The 14,445-nt window shown below is 66.9% G+C and carries 12 protein-coding genes; 10 read left to right on the forward strand and 2 right to left on the reverse strand.

The window, feature by feature from the left end; all coding sequences use genetic code 11:
- Positions 1–12: 12 nt before the first annotated feature.
- Both ToN1_RS13525 and ToN1_RS13530 read left to right on the forward strand, forming a co-directional pair.
- A complete protein-coding gene (locus tag ToN1_RS13525) occupies positions 13–2,217 on the forward strand; it encodes a RelA/SpoT family protein (protein ID WP_169205932.1) in 2,205 nt (734 codons plus the stop codon).
- Between the two features lie 7 nt (positions 2,218–2,224).
- On the forward strand, positions 2,225–3,331 hold the full coding sequence (locus tag ToN1_RS13530) for a CobW family GTP-binding protein (protein WP_169205931.1): 1,107 nt from the start codon (positions 2,225–2,227) through the stop codon (positions 3,329–3,331).
- 114 nt (positions 3,332–3,445) lie between these two features.
- Here the strand turns inward: ToN1_RS13530 and ToN1_RS13535 are convergent, their stop codons facing one another.
- On the reverse strand, positions 3,446–4,879 hold the full coding sequence (locus ToN1_RS13535) for an aminotransferase-like domain-containing protein (RefSeq protein ID WP_169205930.1): 1,434 nt from the start codon (positions 4,877–4,879) through the stop codon (positions 3,446–3,448).
- A gap of 162 nt (positions 4,880–5,041) precedes the next feature.
- On the opposite strand from ToN1_RS13535, the gene ToN1_RS13540 reads away from it, so the two are divergent.
- The 3 genes from ToN1_RS13540 to ToN1_RS13550 all read left to right on the forward strand — a co-directional run bounded on the left by ToN1_RS13540 (position 5,042) and on the right by ToN1_RS13550 (position 7,409).
- Positions 5,042–5,641 (forward strand): LysE family translocator, encoded by a 600-nt coding sequence (locus ToN1_RS13540; protein ID WP_169205929.1) that lies wholly within the window; start codon positions 5,042–5,044, stop codon positions 5,639–5,641.
- Positions 5,642–5,727: 86 nt separating this feature from the next.
- On the forward strand, positions 5,728–5,916 hold the full coding sequence (locus tag ToN1_RS13545) for a DUF3460 family protein (RefSeq protein WP_169205928.1): 189 nt from the start codon (positions 5,728–5,730) through the stop codon (positions 5,914–5,916).
- 89 nt (positions 5,917–6,005) lie between these two features.
- Positions 6,006–7,409 carry an exonuclease domain-containing protein gene (locus ToN1_RS13550; protein ID WP_169205927.1) on the forward strand — a complete coding sequence of 468 codons (1,404 nt, stop codon included), beginning with the start codon at positions 6,006–6,008 and terminating at the stop codon, positions 7,407–7,409.
- Positions 7,410–7,425: 16 nt separating this feature from the next.
- Here ToN1_RS13550 and ToN1_RS13555 read toward each other — a convergent pair whose 3' ends face one another.
- Positions 7,426–8,106, reverse strand: coding sequence for a Crp/Fnr family transcriptional regulator (locus ToN1_RS13555; RefSeq protein WP_169205926.1), 681 nt, complete (start codon positions 8,104–8,106; stop codon positions 7,426–7,428).
- 264 nt (positions 8,107–8,370) lie between these two features.
- Here ToN1_RS13555 and ToN1_RS13560 point away from each other — a divergent pair, with 264 nt between their 5' ends.
- The 5 genes from ToN1_RS13560 (at position 8,371) to napA (ending at position 14,420) form a co-directional block, all read left to right on the forward strand.
- Positions 8,371–10,275, forward strand: a complete 1,905-nt coding sequence (locus ToN1_RS13560; RefSeq protein ID WP_244860766.1) for an ATP-binding protein — start codon at positions 8,371–8,373, stop codon at positions 10,273–10,275.
- The gene (gene narL / locus ToN1_RS13565) at positions 10,272–10,925 is read left to right on the forward strand and encodes a two-component system response regulator NarL (RefSeq protein ID WP_169205924.1); all 654 of its coding nucleotides are present in this window, start codon (positions 10,272–10,274) and stop codon (positions 10,923–10,925) included. The genes ToN1_RS13560 and narL overlap by 4 nt, the downstream gene beginning before the upstream one ends.
- A gap of 174 nt (positions 10,926–11,099) precedes the next feature.
- Entirely contained in the window at positions 11,100–11,546 is a 447-nt protein-coding gene (napF, locus tag ToN1_RS13570; protein WP_244860767.1) for a ferredoxin-type protein NapF, read from the forward strand.
- Positions 11,543–11,866, forward strand: coding sequence for a chaperone NapD (locus ToN1_RS13575; protein WP_169205922.1), 324 nt, complete (start codon positions 11,543–11,545; stop codon positions 11,864–11,866). Before napF ends, ToN1_RS13575 begins: the two co-directional genes overlap by 4 nt.
- A 1-nt stretch (position 11,867) precedes the next feature.
- Positions 11,868–14,420, forward strand: coding sequence for a nitrate reductase catalytic subunit NapA (gene napA / locus ToN1_RS13580; protein WP_169205921.1), 2,553 nt, complete (start codon positions 11,868–11,870; stop codon positions 14,418–14,420).
- The last annotated feature ends 25 nt before the right edge of the window (positions 14,421–14,445 follow it).

A 14,445-nucleotide genomic window follows, 5' to 3' on the forward strand; every position in this document is an offset into this window, starting at 1 on the left:
AGTCGTGCCGTCATGGAAGCCGCCGCTGCGATTCCCGCCCCCGAACCGTTCCGTCCTCCCGCGTCGAGCGTGCTGTCGCTCGACTTCGCCGAGCTCAAGGCGAAACTCGCAACCTACCTGAAACCGGAGGATGTGGGCCGCGTCGAGGCGGCCTACCATTTCGCCGCGAGCGCCCACGAGGGGCAGTTCCGCATCAGCGGCGATCCCTACATCTCGCACCCGGTCGCGGTCGCCGACATCGTCGCCGACTGGCACCTCGACCCGCAGGCCCTGATGGCCGCGCTCCTCCATGACGTCATGGAGGACACCCACATCTCCAAGCAGGAGATCGCCGAGCGCTTCGGCAAGACCACCGCCGAGCTGGTCGACGGGCTATCCAAGCTCGACAAGATCGAATTCCGCTCGCACGAGGAGGCGCAGGCCGAAAACTTCCGCAAGATGCTGCTGGCGATGGCGAGCGACCTGCGCGTGATCCTGGTCAAGCTTGCCGACCGCCTGCACAACATGCGTACGCTGCACTGCGTGCGCCCCGCCAAGCGGCGCCGCATCGCCAGCGAGACGCTGGAGATCTACGCCCCGATCGCCAACCGGCTGGGCCTCAACAACCTCTACCGCGAGCTGCAGGAACTGTCCTTCGAGCACAAGTTCCCGATGCGCTTCCGCGTGCTGTCGCGCGCGATCAAGGCCGCGCGCGGGAACCGGCGCGAGGTTGTCGGCAAGGTGCTGCAGGCGATCGAGGAACGGCTGCCGCAATGGAATCTGGCGGCCGAGGTGCGCGGGCGCGAGAAGCACCTGTTCTCGATCTACCGCAAGATGGCGGAGAAGCACCTGTCCTTCTCGCAGGTGCTGGATATCTACGGCTTCCGCGTGATCGTGCGCGACATCGCGAGCTGTTATCTCGCGCTGGGGGCGCTGCATTCGATGTACAAGCCCGTGCCGGGCAAGTTCAAGGACTACATCGCGATCCCCAAGGCGAACGGCTACCAGTCGCTGCACACGACGCTGATCGGCCCTTTCGGCACGCCCGTCGAGGTGCAGATCCGCACCGCGGAGATGCACCACATCGCCGAGAGCGGCGTCGCCTCCCACTGGCTGTACAAGGAAGACGAGAAGACGCTCACCGAGCTGCAGCAGAAGACGCATTCGTGGCTGCAATCGCTGCTGGAGCTGCAATCGACCTCGGGCGAGGCGACCGAATTCCTCGAGCACGTGAAGATCGACCTCTTCCCCGGCGAGGTGTACGTGTTCACGCCCAAGGGCCGCATCCTGTCGTTGCTCAAGGGCTCCACGCCGGTCGATTTTGCCTATGCCGTGCACACCGACATCGGCAACCGTTGCGTCGCCTGTCGCATCAACGGCGACCTGATGCCGCTGCGCACCGAGCTGCGCAACGGTGACCAGATCGAGATCATCACCGCCGCGCACGCCAACCCCAACCCCGCTTGGCTCGCCTACGTGCGCACCGGCAAGGCGCGCGCGCAGATCCGCCACTTCCTCAAGGGTGCGCAGCAGGAGGAGTCGGTGACGCTGGGCGAGCGCCTGCTCAACCAGGCCCTGCGCCCCCACGGCCTCACGCTGGGCCAGATCAGCACTTTCGCGTGGGACCGCTTCCTGCGCGACCGCAGCATGCGTTCGAAGAAGGAAGTCTTCGCCGACATCGGGCTGGGACGGCGCCTGCCGGTCATCGTCGCGCGGCGGCTGGCGCAGGCGCAGGACCTCGAATCGGGCCGTCCGGACGTCATCAAGCCCAAGCCCGCAGGGGCGATCCTGATCCGCGGCAGCGAGGGCATCGCGGTGCAGCTCGCGCGCTGCTGCCAGCCGATCCCGGGCGACCCCATTATCGGCGTGATTCGCAAGGGACAGGGGCTGGAAGTGCACCTGCACGACTGCCAGGTGGTGTCGAAGGTGCGCGGCGACCGCGGGCGCTGGGTGGATGTCGAGTGGGAGTCCGGCGAGGACCGCCTGTTCGACGTGACGATCCGCGTGCTGACCAAGAACGTGCGCGGCGTGCTCGCGCGGGTGGCCAGTTCGATCGCGGATGCGGACTGCAACATCCAGAACGTGTCGATGGACAACGAGCAGGGCGGCCTGTACACGGCGATGAATCTGACCGTGCAGGTACGCGACCGCATGCATCTCGCCAACGTGATGCGCGGCGTGCGGCGCGTGCCGGAAGTCGTGCGCATCGCGCGCATGAAGAGCGACGTGCGCGCCTGAGGCCGGCATGTCCGCAGCTCCGTCCGAGGCGGCGCACGCAGGCGACCGCCGCATCCCCGTCACGCTGCTGACCGGCTTCCTCGGTGCGGGCAAGACGACGCTGCTCAACCACCTGCTGCGCGACCCCGCGATGGCCCGCGCCGCGGTGCTGATCAACGAATTCGGCGAGGTCGCGGTCGATCACCACCTCGTCGACAAGGTCGACGAGACCCTCGTCGTGCTCGATTCCGGCTGCGTGTGCTGCAGCGTGCAGGGCGACCTCGTGAAGGCGCTCAAGAACCTCTTCATGCGCGCGCTGCGGCGCGAGATTCCCGGGCTGGAGCGTGTGCTGGTCGAAACCACGGGACTGGCCGATCCGGCGCCGGTGGTCTACACGCTGATGCAGGAGCCCTTCATCGCCGAGCGCTACCGCTGCGACGGCGTCATCACCGCCGTCGACGCGACGCACGGTCAGGGCCAGCTCGACCGCCACCGCGAGGCCGTGCGCCAGGTCGCGATGGCCGACCGCCTGCTGATGACGAAGTGCGACCTCGCCGGCGCGGACGAGCGTGCGGCGCTCGCGGCGCGGCTCGCGGCGCTGAACCCGGGCGCGCAGCAGATCGAGGTGTTCCGCGGCGAGGTGCCGGCGTCGGCGGTGTCGGGCTGCGGTCTGTACGACCCGGCGGGCAAGATCCCCGATGTCGCGCGCTGGCTCGGCGACGAGCGCGTGCGCGCGCAGGCGGCCGCGGCGCCGACATGGCGCCGGCCGGGGACGAAACCCGCGCCCGCGCAGGGGCACGAGGCCCGCCACGACGAGCAGGTCACGAGTTACGTGCTGCGCTTCGACGAGCCGCTCGACTGGCTCGGCTTTTCCGACGGGCTCGGCCTGATCCTGCAGGTGTACGGCGCGCGCATCCTGCGCATCAAGGGCCTGCTCAACGTCGCCGGCGATCCCCTGCCGCGCGTGGTGCAGTGCGTGCAGCACGTCGCCTACCCGACCAGCAGCCTACCCGCGTGGCCCGAAGGTCCGCCCTACGACGACCGCCGCAGTCGCCTCGTCTTCATCGTACGCGAGCTGCCGCGCGACGAGGTCGTGAGCATCCTGTCGAGCTTCTGCGGCCAGATCCCCGCGTAAGGATCCGGCTCGCGGTGGCAGCGGCTTCAGCCGCGAATCGGCCTTGCCGAATGCAAAACCTTCGTCTCGCAGCTGAAGCCGCTCCCATAGGGGCAATCTGCGCGCCGAGGCAGCTCACAGCTGCCGCGCCGCGAGCTCCCCGAGTGTCATCAGCGCATGCACGTGCCGGTCCGAGAAGGGATAGCAGCCCGATAGCCGGATGTGCCGCGTGTAGCGCCCGCCGGGCGAAAAGAGCTGCCCCGGCGTGATGCTGATGCCGCGCGCGAGGGCAGTGTCGAACAGGCGGTTGGAGTCGCAGCCCGCGGGCAGCTGCACCCATAGCAGGAAGCCGCCGGTCGGTCGTGTCGCCTGCGTGCCCGCCGGAAAGGCGCCGTCGATCAGGCCGCGCAGGCGCTCGACCTGTCCCGCGTAGGTGCGCCGCAGCCGGCGCAGGTGCTGCGCGTAGCCGCCGCTTTCCAGGAACACCCCCAGCGCCTCGCATAGCAGCGCGGGCTGAGACACCGACGAGCAGAACTTGAGGTCATTGAGTTCGCGGCGAAAGCGCCCGCCTTCCATCCAGCCGACGCGGAACCCCGGCGCCAGTGTCTTCGTATAGGACGCGCACACGATCACCCAGCCGTCGCGGTCGAAGGCCTTGGCGGTCGGCTGTAGCGGCGTGGCGTATTGCAGCTCGGCGTACAGCGCGTCCTCGATCACCGGCACGCGGTATTCGTTGGCGAGTTCCGCGAGGCGCTTCTTGCCTTCGACCGGCATGCTCGTGCCCAGCGGGTTGTGCACGTTGGGCATGGCCACGACCGCCTGCACGCGCCTCTCCGACAGCAGCAGTTCCAGCGCGTCGAGCGACATGCCCGACTCCGGATGCGTCGGCACTTCGATCGTCTTCAGGCCCAGGCGCTCGGCGAGCGGGATGAGGTTGAAGTAGGTGGGCGACTCCAGCGCGATCGTGTCGCCAGGACCTGTCACCGTGCGCAGCGCGAACTGCAGCGCCTCCATGCAGCCGTTGGTCAGGATGATGTTCTCTGGCTCCAGCGACATCGCCAGATCCTGCGCGTGGCGGCAGATCTCGCGCCGCAGCAGCAGCGATCCGGGCGGCAGGCAGTAGTCGGACAGCAGCTCCGGCCGCCGCCGCGCGAGGTCGGACACCAGCCGGCCCAGGCGTTCGCCCGGATAGAAATCGCTGCCCTTGGGGCAGGCGAGCGACAGGTCGATCGTGTCGGGGCTCGCCTGCGCGACGACGACGCGGCTGATCTGGTCGAGGACCTCCGCCTCCGCGGATTTCGCCGTCGTGCTGGCGGCTGCGAAGCGTGGCGCCGCCGGCGTCGGCAGGCGCGAGCGCACGAAATAGCCCGACTGCGGCCGCGCCTCGATCAGGCCGTGCGCCTCGAGCTGGCGGTAGGCGGCGAGAACGGTGTTGATGCTCAGCCCGCGGCTCTTCGCCGCCTCGCGCACCGAGGGCAGGCGCTCTCCGCTGGCGAGGCGTCCGTCCGTCATCGCGTGACGCAGCTCCAGGGCGAGCGACTGATAGAGCGGCTGGCTGTCGTCGAGCATGTCGGGACTCCGGGTGCGATGGGTGCAGTCTGTGCCCGGAATGATGGGCACAGCTGTTTATGTTGTTATCTGTAACCAGTATAAGCGACGGTTTCTGGATCTGTAACCTTCGACCGCGAACCCCTATCCTTGATGACGTGAATTCAGCCCGGAGGAGGTGCCATGTTCGATCTGCCCCTGATGACCTACGTGGTCACGATGTCCGTCACCCCCGGGCCGAACAACCTCATGCTCGCGGCGAGCGGCGTTAATTTCGGCTTCCGCCGCACGCTGCCGCACATGCTCGGCGTCAGCATCGGGCACGGCGTGCAGGTCGTGCTGGTCGCGAGCCTGCTGGCGTGGATCATGGCGTGGCTCGAAGCGCTGCGCGTGCCGCTCGTGATCGCCGGCTGTGCCTACCTGCTGTGGCTCGCGTGGCGCCAGGCGCGCGCGGGCGAGCCGGCCTCGCGCGGCCAAGCCCGTCCGCTAGGCTTCATCGGCGCCGCGCTGTTCCAGTGGGTCAATCCCAAGGCATGGATGATGGTGCTCAACGTCGCGATCCTGTTCCTGCCGCGCGACGGCGGCTGGCAGGGGGCGGCGGAGCTCGCGTGGTGGTGCGCCGCCGTGAACCTGCCCTGCATCGCGCTGTGGGCGTTCGCGGGGGACCGCATGGGGGTGATCCTGAAGAGCCCCCTTGCGCTGCGCGCTTTCAACTGGACGATGGCCGCGCTGCTCGGTGCGACCGCGGCGTGGATCCTGATCGACGAACTGCTGTCGAAGTGACGTCAAGGATTCCGGTTGTGCGCGTGCGCATTGGCGGCGGCAGGCCGGACGTCTACAATGCGTCGCCTTGTACCGGGAGAGAACAGATGGCGATGTACGAATCGGAACACACCAAGTTCATGCGCGAGTGGCTTGAGAAGCACCCCAAGGAGCTCGAGGAGCAGAAGCAGGGCCGTGCGCTGTGGTGGGACAAGCCCCAGGACGTCGCGACCCAGAAGCGCTTCGACGAGTCGCGCGTGCCGGTGAAGGCCTACTACTACGACACGCATTACTGATCCGGCACGGCTGACGCGTCCGCCGCGCGGGTCTTCGCCCGTGCCGCGTGCGTCTTGTCTTGTGGGAATCCCCCCGTTTCACCGCCCGCGTGTCACTGCCTGACTCACTGGTCCTGATCGACGTCGAAACCACCGGCGCAAATCCGCTGCGCGACCGCGTGACGGAGATCGCCGTGCTACGCGTCGAGCGTGGCGAGGTGGTCGAACGCTGGGAAACGCTGGTCAATCCCGAATGCCCGATTCCGCCGCTGATCCAGCGGCTGGTCGGCATCACCGACGCGATGGTGGCCGATGCGCCCACCTTCGCGACCATCGCAGACCAGGTGCGCGCCCGACTCGGTGGCGCTGTGTTCGTCGCGCACAACGCGCGCTTCGACTACGGCTTCATCCGCAGCGAGTTTTCGCGCATCGACCAGAGCTTCGATGCGCCGGTGCTATGCACCGTGAAGCTGTCGCGCGCTCTGTACCCGGAGCACCACCGCCACGGCCTCGACGCGTTGATCGAGCGTCACGGCTTCACCTGCGGCGCCCGCCACCGTGCCATGGGCGACACCGAGGTGCTGTGGCAGTTCGCGCGCCTGGTCACGGCTTCGTTCGCACCCGAGGTGCTGGCGCGTGCCGTCGAGCGCGCGATGAAACGTCCCGCGCGCGCCGTCGAACTGCCCGAGGGCGTGCTCGAAGGTCTGCCGGAGTCGCCCGGCCTGTATTACCTCTACGGCGACAACGACCAGCTGCTCTACCTCGGTCGCAGCGCCTGCCTGCGCGCGCGCGTGATGGAGCACTTCGCTCCCGGAGTGAAAGGCAAGGACGCGGAGCTCGCGCAGCGCGTGCGCCGTGTCGACTGGGAGGAGAGCGCCGGCGAACTCACCGCAACCCTGCAGGAGGCGGCGCTCCTGCGTCGCCGCTGCCCACAGTACAACCGCGCCGCCGGCAGTGCAGAGGTGTTCGGCCTGCAATACGTGTCGGGGCGCCGTCGCCCGCCCATCCTGCAGCGCGTGCCGCTCACCGGCAGCGATCCTGCGGCATGGAGCGACGTGCATGGCACTTTTCGCACGAAGCAGGAAGCCGACAACTTGTTGCGCGAGCTCGCGCAGGCGTATCAGTTGTGCCTCAAGCGTCTGGGGCTGGAGGGCGGCAAGGAGGGGGCGTGCGCTGCACATGCCGCGAAACGCTGCGCCGGCGTGTGCGCCGGCAAGGAAAGCATTGCGGCGCATGACGAACGCCTGCTCGGGGCGCTCGGTGCGGTGAAGCTGCGCCCCTGGTCGTGGACCGGGCCGGTGGTCGTTGCGGAACGCTGCCCGCACAGCGGCAGCGAGGCTTGGCACGTGTTCGACCGCTGGTGCCTGCTGGGTTCTGCGGACAGCCTGTCGGCGCTGGAAGCGTTAGGCGCGGAACTGCCGCCGCGCCGCTTCGATCTGGACATCTACCGCATCCTGGTGCGCTGGCTTGCCGCGGACGGCAACCGCGAGCGCGTGGAACCGTTCTCCGCCTGAGGCGAAGAATCGTCCGTCACGCCGCGATGCGCTCGAGCTGCAGGCGGTTGGTGAGGGTGATCGCGCGGCGACCGCGCGGGATGATGAAGCCGTCGCGCCGCAGCCGGTTGAGCACGCGCGAGAAGGTTTCCGGCGTCAGGTTGAGTTGTGACGCGATCGTTTGCTTGTCGCATGGAAGATGCACCTCGCCGTCATCGCTGCCGGCATGCTGCACGAGGTAGTGCGCGACGCGCTGGGTGCTGCTGCGCTGCGTGCATTGCTCCATCCCGTCGACCAGTTCGCGCATGCGCTCAGACAGTCGCGCCATCAGGGCCATCGCGAAGGCCGGCTGCGCCGACATCGCCGCCTGCAGCGCCCCGCGCTGGATGTGCAGCACCGTGCCGTTGCGCGTGGCCTGCGCCGCGAGGCTCGTACAGCTGTCGCTGAAGATGTTTTCCTCGCAAAAGGTATCGCCCGGGCCGGCAAGGCGCACGACTTTTTCCGCCCCTGCGCTGGAGATCAGGAACAACTTGATCTCGCCTTCGAGCACGAGGTACATGCCGCCCGGTTCGGCGCCGCGATGCATCAGGATCTCCCCGCGCGATGCGCGCAGCGAGCGTACCCCGTGCGCGAGTCGCCCGAGGGCGGCGGCATCGAGTCGATCGAAGGGCTCGAGGTGGGCGAGAATCTGAACGGTCTGAGCCTGAATCGTGTTCATGGCAGGATGCTCCCTGAGCGTCATGATGCGGGGTCTGGCCGACATTCTTCCGCAAGTGTAGATGCAGAAAACATGTTGATCCTAGTGGCATATGTCGCGTTTTGCTGCTGACTACCTCTTCAGAGGTATTGGTGGTAAGTCGAAAGTGTCGGATTTTTATGGCTTTTTTTTGAACGAGAAATATTCGGTTACGGATTGAGGTATATGGAGGTATCTCCCATGAATCCAGCGGCGGCTGCGTCCAGGCGCGGATTGCGCGGACTCATGCAGCGCATCTGGCGCATGATCGCGGGTCGTGCCGTGCTGCTGCTTCTGCTGCTGGCCTTCTTTGCGGTCGCCCTCATTGGCGTCGCCGGCATCGGCGTGTCGGTCGTCGTCGTCGAGTCGGTGCAGGGAAGCGCCAGTGCTGTGAACGTCGCGGGCAGCCTGCGCCGGCTCGCCCATCGGGCTGGCGGCTTGGCGCTGGCGCGCGGTATGGGAGCTGCGGAGCAGGGCGCTGTTCGCGATGCGGTTGCCCAGTTCGAGGCTGCGCTGGAAAGCCCCGTCATCGCCAACGTGCTCGAGCGCCAGCCGAGCAGCGTCTTCGCATCGATCTTCCGTGGGGTCGAGGCCGGTTGGACGGAACGCATTCGCCCCAACCTGCTGCACATCCCCGAGGCGCCGGCAGACGATCCGCTCGCGACGGCGCACTATCGCGCGTTGCTCGCCGACGTCGATGCGTTTGCCGAGGAGATCAATACGCTGGTGGCGGTCCTGGAGCACGAGGCCGAGTCGCGCATCGGCCAATTGCGCACGCTGCTGGGGGCGGCGTTCGTGTTGCTCGTGTTCGTCATCGCTGCGGCACTGGCCGTATTGCGTCGCGGGGTCCTCGTTCCCTTGACGGACCTGCGCGCCTGCGCGGCCCGCATTGCCCGCGGCGACTTCGGCGCGCGCAGCCGCTACACCGGGCCTGACGAACTGGGGCGGGTGGGGGATGCCTTCAATGCGATGGCCGACGAGTTGTCGGTGGCTTACCGCGAACTGGAAGCCCGAGTGCAAAAGAAGACTGCCGACCTGACCCGCAGCAACCGCGCGCTCGAACTCCTGTACTACGTGATCGCGCGCCTGTACCACGCGCCCGCCAGCAGCGAGACCTATTCCGAAACGCTGCACGACCTTGAGCAGACCCTGGGTCTCAAGGGAAGCTTCATCTGCATCGAGCCCAAGCACGGCGGGCCGGCGGCCGCGATCGCCTCGACGATGGGTGACTGCGCCGAACGCACGGCGGGCAGCGAGAATTGCGCGCGCTGCTCGGGGCGTGCGGCACCATGGAGCTACCATCGCGAGGGCGACGTCGATGTACTGATGGTGCCGCTTCGCGATGCCGAGCGGCACTACGGCATGCTGCGCCTCGCGCTGCCGCTTGGGCAGCGACTGGCGGAATGGGAGCGCGACCTGCTCGAGGCCGTGTCGCGCCACATGGGTATCGCGCTCGGCATCTCGCGCCAGAGCGAGCGCGAGCGCCTGCTCTCGCTTCAGGAAGAACGTTCGATCATCGCTCGCGAACTCCACGATTCGCTTGCGCAGTCGCTGTCCTTCATGAAGATTCAGGTAAGCCTGCTGTCCTCGGCGCTGGCCGGGCCGAAGCCGCGCGAAGACGCCGCGCCAATCCTCGGCGACCTGCGCGAGGGCATCAACGTCGCCTACCGTCAGTTGCGGGAACTGCTCACGAGCTTCCGACTGCGTATCGAGGGCGACTTCGCGCGCCTGCTCGGCAATACCGTGTCCGAATTCGCCGCACGCAGCGGCCTGCCGATCAGGCTCGAGCTCGATCTGGCGGGCGGGCATCTCAACCCGAACCAGGAAATCCATGTCCTGCACATCGTCCGCGAGGCTTTGTCCAACGCGGTGCGCCATGCGCAGGCGACCGATATCCGCGTCGCGCTCGCGCCCGGCCCCGACGGAGAGATAGAGGTCGTCGTCGAGGACGACGGTTGCGGCGTGGGGGACGGTGCGAGGGTCGCGGCGCAGCATTTCGGCCTCACAATCATGGCCGAGCGCGCGCGTGGGCTCGGCGGCTCGTTCGAAGTGCAGGACCGCCCGGGCGGTGGCACGCGCATCGTCGTGCGTTTCATGCCGGAAGCGGCAGAGATGCACCCCCAGATATCCATCGCTGTGGAAGGCAAATGAGCGAAACCCCGCAACGCGTCATTATCATCGACGACCACCCGCTGTTCCGCAAAGGCTTGATCCAACTGCTGCGCACCGTCCCCGGATTCCAGCTGGTGGCCGAAGCCGCGGACGGGAAGGAAGGTATCCGCCAGATTCTGCACCTGCGCCCCGACCTGCTCCTGCTCGACCTCAACATGAAGGACATGTCCGGGCTCGAAGTCCTGCGCTTCGTGAAGCAGGCCGATCTCGACACCCGCGTCGTGATGGTCACCGTCTCGGACGCGGCCGACGACCTCGTCGCCGCGCTGCGTGCCGGCGCCGACGGCTATCTGCTCAAGGACATGGAGCCGGAGGAGATGGTGGCGGCGCTGCACGCCGCCGCAGCCGGTCGCATCGTCGTCTCCGACGCCCTCACGCATCTGCTGGCCGCAGCCTTGCGCGATGAAAAGCGCCCGGAGAGCGCGTCGGCGGCCGGACTTACCGAGCGTGAGCAGGGCATCCTCGAGTGCATCGCCGGGGGGCTGTCGAACAAGCAGATCGCCCGGGAACTGAACATCGCGGAAGGCACCGTGAAGGTGCACGTCAAACACCTGCTGCGCAAGCTCAATTTTCGTTCGCGCGTCGAGGCCGCCGTGTGGGCGGTCGAGCACATGCGTAGCGATCGCTGATCCGGCCGCCCGAACGGCCTCAACTGAGAGCTGTTCTCATCTTGACAGCAGTCAAGGTTCGGCCAGGTGGGCACGTGTCCAATGAAAACCATGGATGTTTCAGGGTATTGCGCTCGCTTCATGTCGACCTCACGCCGCGGTTTTCTCAGGGGCCGCTTCAGTTCCGATTCCGACATGCAGCGCCCGCCCTGGGCGATCCCGGACGGCGCGTTCGAGGACGCGTGCACGCGCTGTGGAGAATGCCTGAGGGCCTGTCCCCCGGCGATTCTCGTCGCAACCGCGGGCGGCTATCCGGCTGTCGATTTCAGTCGAGGTGAATGCAGCTTCTGCGGCGACTGCGTGTCGGTCTGCAAGCCGCGCGCCCTGCAGCGGGAGGATGTCGCGGCGGTGCCGTGGCGGCTCAAGGCGGCAATCGGCGATGCCTGCCTCGCGCGACGCGGGGTGGAATGCCGCGTGTGCGGCGAGGCATGCGGCGCGGCGGCGATCCGCTTCCGGCCCAGCCTCGGTGGTGTCGCGCAGCCCCTGTTCGATGCCGCCTGCTGCACCGGCTGCGGCGGCTGCCTGGCGCCCTGTCCGGCAGGTGCCATTGCAATGAGAAATGAAGTGGAGATGTCTGAATGAAGATCGCAAGTCTCGTCGTCCGGGTCGCCCCGGAGCACATCGAGGTGCTCAAGGATGCGCTGCAGAAGATCCCGGGGGTCGAGCTGCACGGCGCCAGCGCCGAACTCGGGCGCGTCATCGTCACCGTCGAGGACGGTGAGGGGTACGCGATGACCGACTCCCTGCTGGCGGTCAACCTGGCCCCGCACGCGCTCGGCGTGACGCTGGCCTACGAATACACGGATGAAGGTTTGGACAACGAATTGGAACACCCGGAACCGATACCGGGCCTGCCGCTCGCGGTGGACCGAATCGGCAGCGCTCAGGACAAGGAGGCTTGAAATGACCATGGATAGACGCGAATTCATCAAGACCAATGCCATCGCGGCCGCCGCGGCGACCGCCGGCATCGGCATCCCGGTGGTGGCCCAGGCGCAGGCCCAGCCCGCCGGCAACGCCTCCACGAAGGTGCGCTGGGACAAGGCCGCCTGCCGCTTCTGCGGCACCGGCTGCTCGGTGCTGGTCGGCGTGCAGAACGGCCGCGTCGTCGCCACCCAGGGCGACCCCGACTCGCCTGTGAACCGCGGCCTCAACTGCATCAAGGGCTACTTCCTGTCGAAGATCATGTACGGCAACGACCGGCTGACCAAGCCCTTGCTGCGCATGAAGAACGGCAAGTACGACAAGAACGGCGAATTCGCACCGGTCAGCTGGGACCAGGCTTTCGACATCATGGCCGAGAAATGGAAGGCCGCGATCAAGCAGCACGGCGCCGATTCCGTCGCGATGTTCGGCTCCGGCCAGTGGACCATCTGGGAAGGCTATGCCGCGGCCAAGCTGCACAAGGCCGGCCTGCGCAGCAACAACCTCGACCCCAACGCGCGCCACTGCATGGCCAGCGCGGTCGCGGGTTTCATGCGTACCTTCGGCATCGACGAGCCGATGGGCTGCTACGACGACATCGAGAACGCCGACGGCTTCGTGCTGTGGGGCTCGAACATGGCCGAGATGCACCCCATCCTGTGGTCGCGCATCACCGACCGCCGCCTGTCCAAGGAAGGCAGCGAGGTGCACGTGCTGTCGACCTTCGAGCACCGCTCCTTCGAACTCGCCGACAACGGCATGATTTTCGTGCCGAACACCGATCTGGCGATCCTCAACTACATCTGCAACTACATCATCCAGAACAAGAAAGTCAACACCGAGTTCGTCAAGACGCGGGTCAACTTCAAGAAGGGCGAGACCGACATCGGATTTGGCCTGCGCCCGAACCACGCGCTCGAAGCCAATGCCACCAACAACGGCTATCCCGGCGCGGACGGCAAGCCCAAGGGCAACACCGGCGCCGCGACCGACATCAGCTTCGAGGAATTCGCCAAGTTCGTGTCCGAGTACACGGCCGAGAAGGTGTCGAAGCTCTCCGGCGTGCCCGTCGACCGCCTCGAGCGCATGGCCAAGCTCTACGCCGACCCAAAAAAGAAGGTCGTGTCCTTCTGGACCATGGGCTTCAACCAGCACACCCGCGGCACGTGGGTGAACAACATGATCTACAACGTGCACCTGCTGGTGGGCAAGATCTCCGAGCCCGGCAACAGCCCGTTCTCGCTCACCGGCCAGCCCTCGGCCTGTGGAACCGCGCGCGAGGTCGGCACCTTCTCGCATCGCCTGCCGGCCGACATGGTCGTCACCAACCCGATGCACCGGGCGATCACCGAGAAGATCTGGCAGCTGCCGGAGGGAACGATTCCCGAGAAGATCGGCTACCACGCCGTCGCCCAGAGCCGGGCGCTCAAGGACGGCAAGATCAAGTGCTACTGGACCAGCACCACCAACAACATGCAGGCCGGTCCCAACGTCAACGGCGAGGTCTATCCCGGCTGGCGCAATCCGGAAGCCTTCGTCGTCGTCTCCGACTGCTACCCGACGGTGTCCGCGCTTTCCGCCGACCTGATCCTGCCCGCCGCGATGTGGGCAGAGAAGGAGGGCGCCTTCGGCAACGCCGAGCGCCGCACGCAGTTCTGGCGCCAGCAGGTGTCCGCACCGGGCCAGGCGAAGTCCGACCTGTGGCAACTGATCGAGTTCTCCAAGCGTTTCAAGGTCGAGGACGTGTGGCCCGCCGAACTGATCGCGAAGAAGCCCGAGTACAAGGGCAAGACGCTGTTCGACGTGCTGTACAAGAACGGCTCGGTCAACAAGTTCCCCCTCGCCGACGTCGAGAAGGCCAACGCGCACGCGATCCCCGGCTACATGAACGACGAGTCCAAGGAACTCGGCTTCTACCTGCAGAAGGGTCTGTTCGAGGAATACGCCCAGTTTGGTCGCGGTCACGGCCACGACCTTGCCGACTTCGCGATGTACCACAAGGCGCGCGGCCTGCGCTGGCCGGTCGTCGAGGGCAAGGAAACCCTGTGGCGCTTCCGCGAAGGCTACGACCCCTACGTCAAGACCGGCGAGGGCGTGAAGTTCTACGGCCACAAGGACGGCAAGGCGATCATTTTCGCGCTGCCCTACCAGGATCCGCCGGAGATGCCGGACAAGGAATACGACATGTGGCTGTGTACCGGCCGCGTCCTCGAGCATTGGCACACCGGCACGATGACGCGTCGCGTGCCCGAGCTGCACCGCTCGGTGCCCGAGGCGCAGATCTTCATGCACCCGGACGACGCGACGAAACGCGGACTGCAGCGCGGCATGATGGTCAAGGTCGCTTCGCGTCGCGGCGAGATCACCGCGCGCCTGGAGACCCGCGGCCGCAACAAGCCGCCCGTCGGCCTCATCTTCATCCCGTTCTTCGACGAAGGGCGCCTGGTGAACAAGCTCACCTTGGATGCCACCTGTCCGATCTCCAAGGAAACGGACTTCAAGAAGTGCGCCGTCAAGGTGCTCAAGGTTTGACGGAATAGGGCAGCGGAGCGCGGAT

Source organism: Aromatoleum petrolei, from assembly GCF_017894385.1.
Lineage (GTDB): Bacteria > Pseudomonadota > Gammaproteobacteria > Burkholderiales > Rhodocyclaceae > Aromatoleum > Aromatoleum petrolei.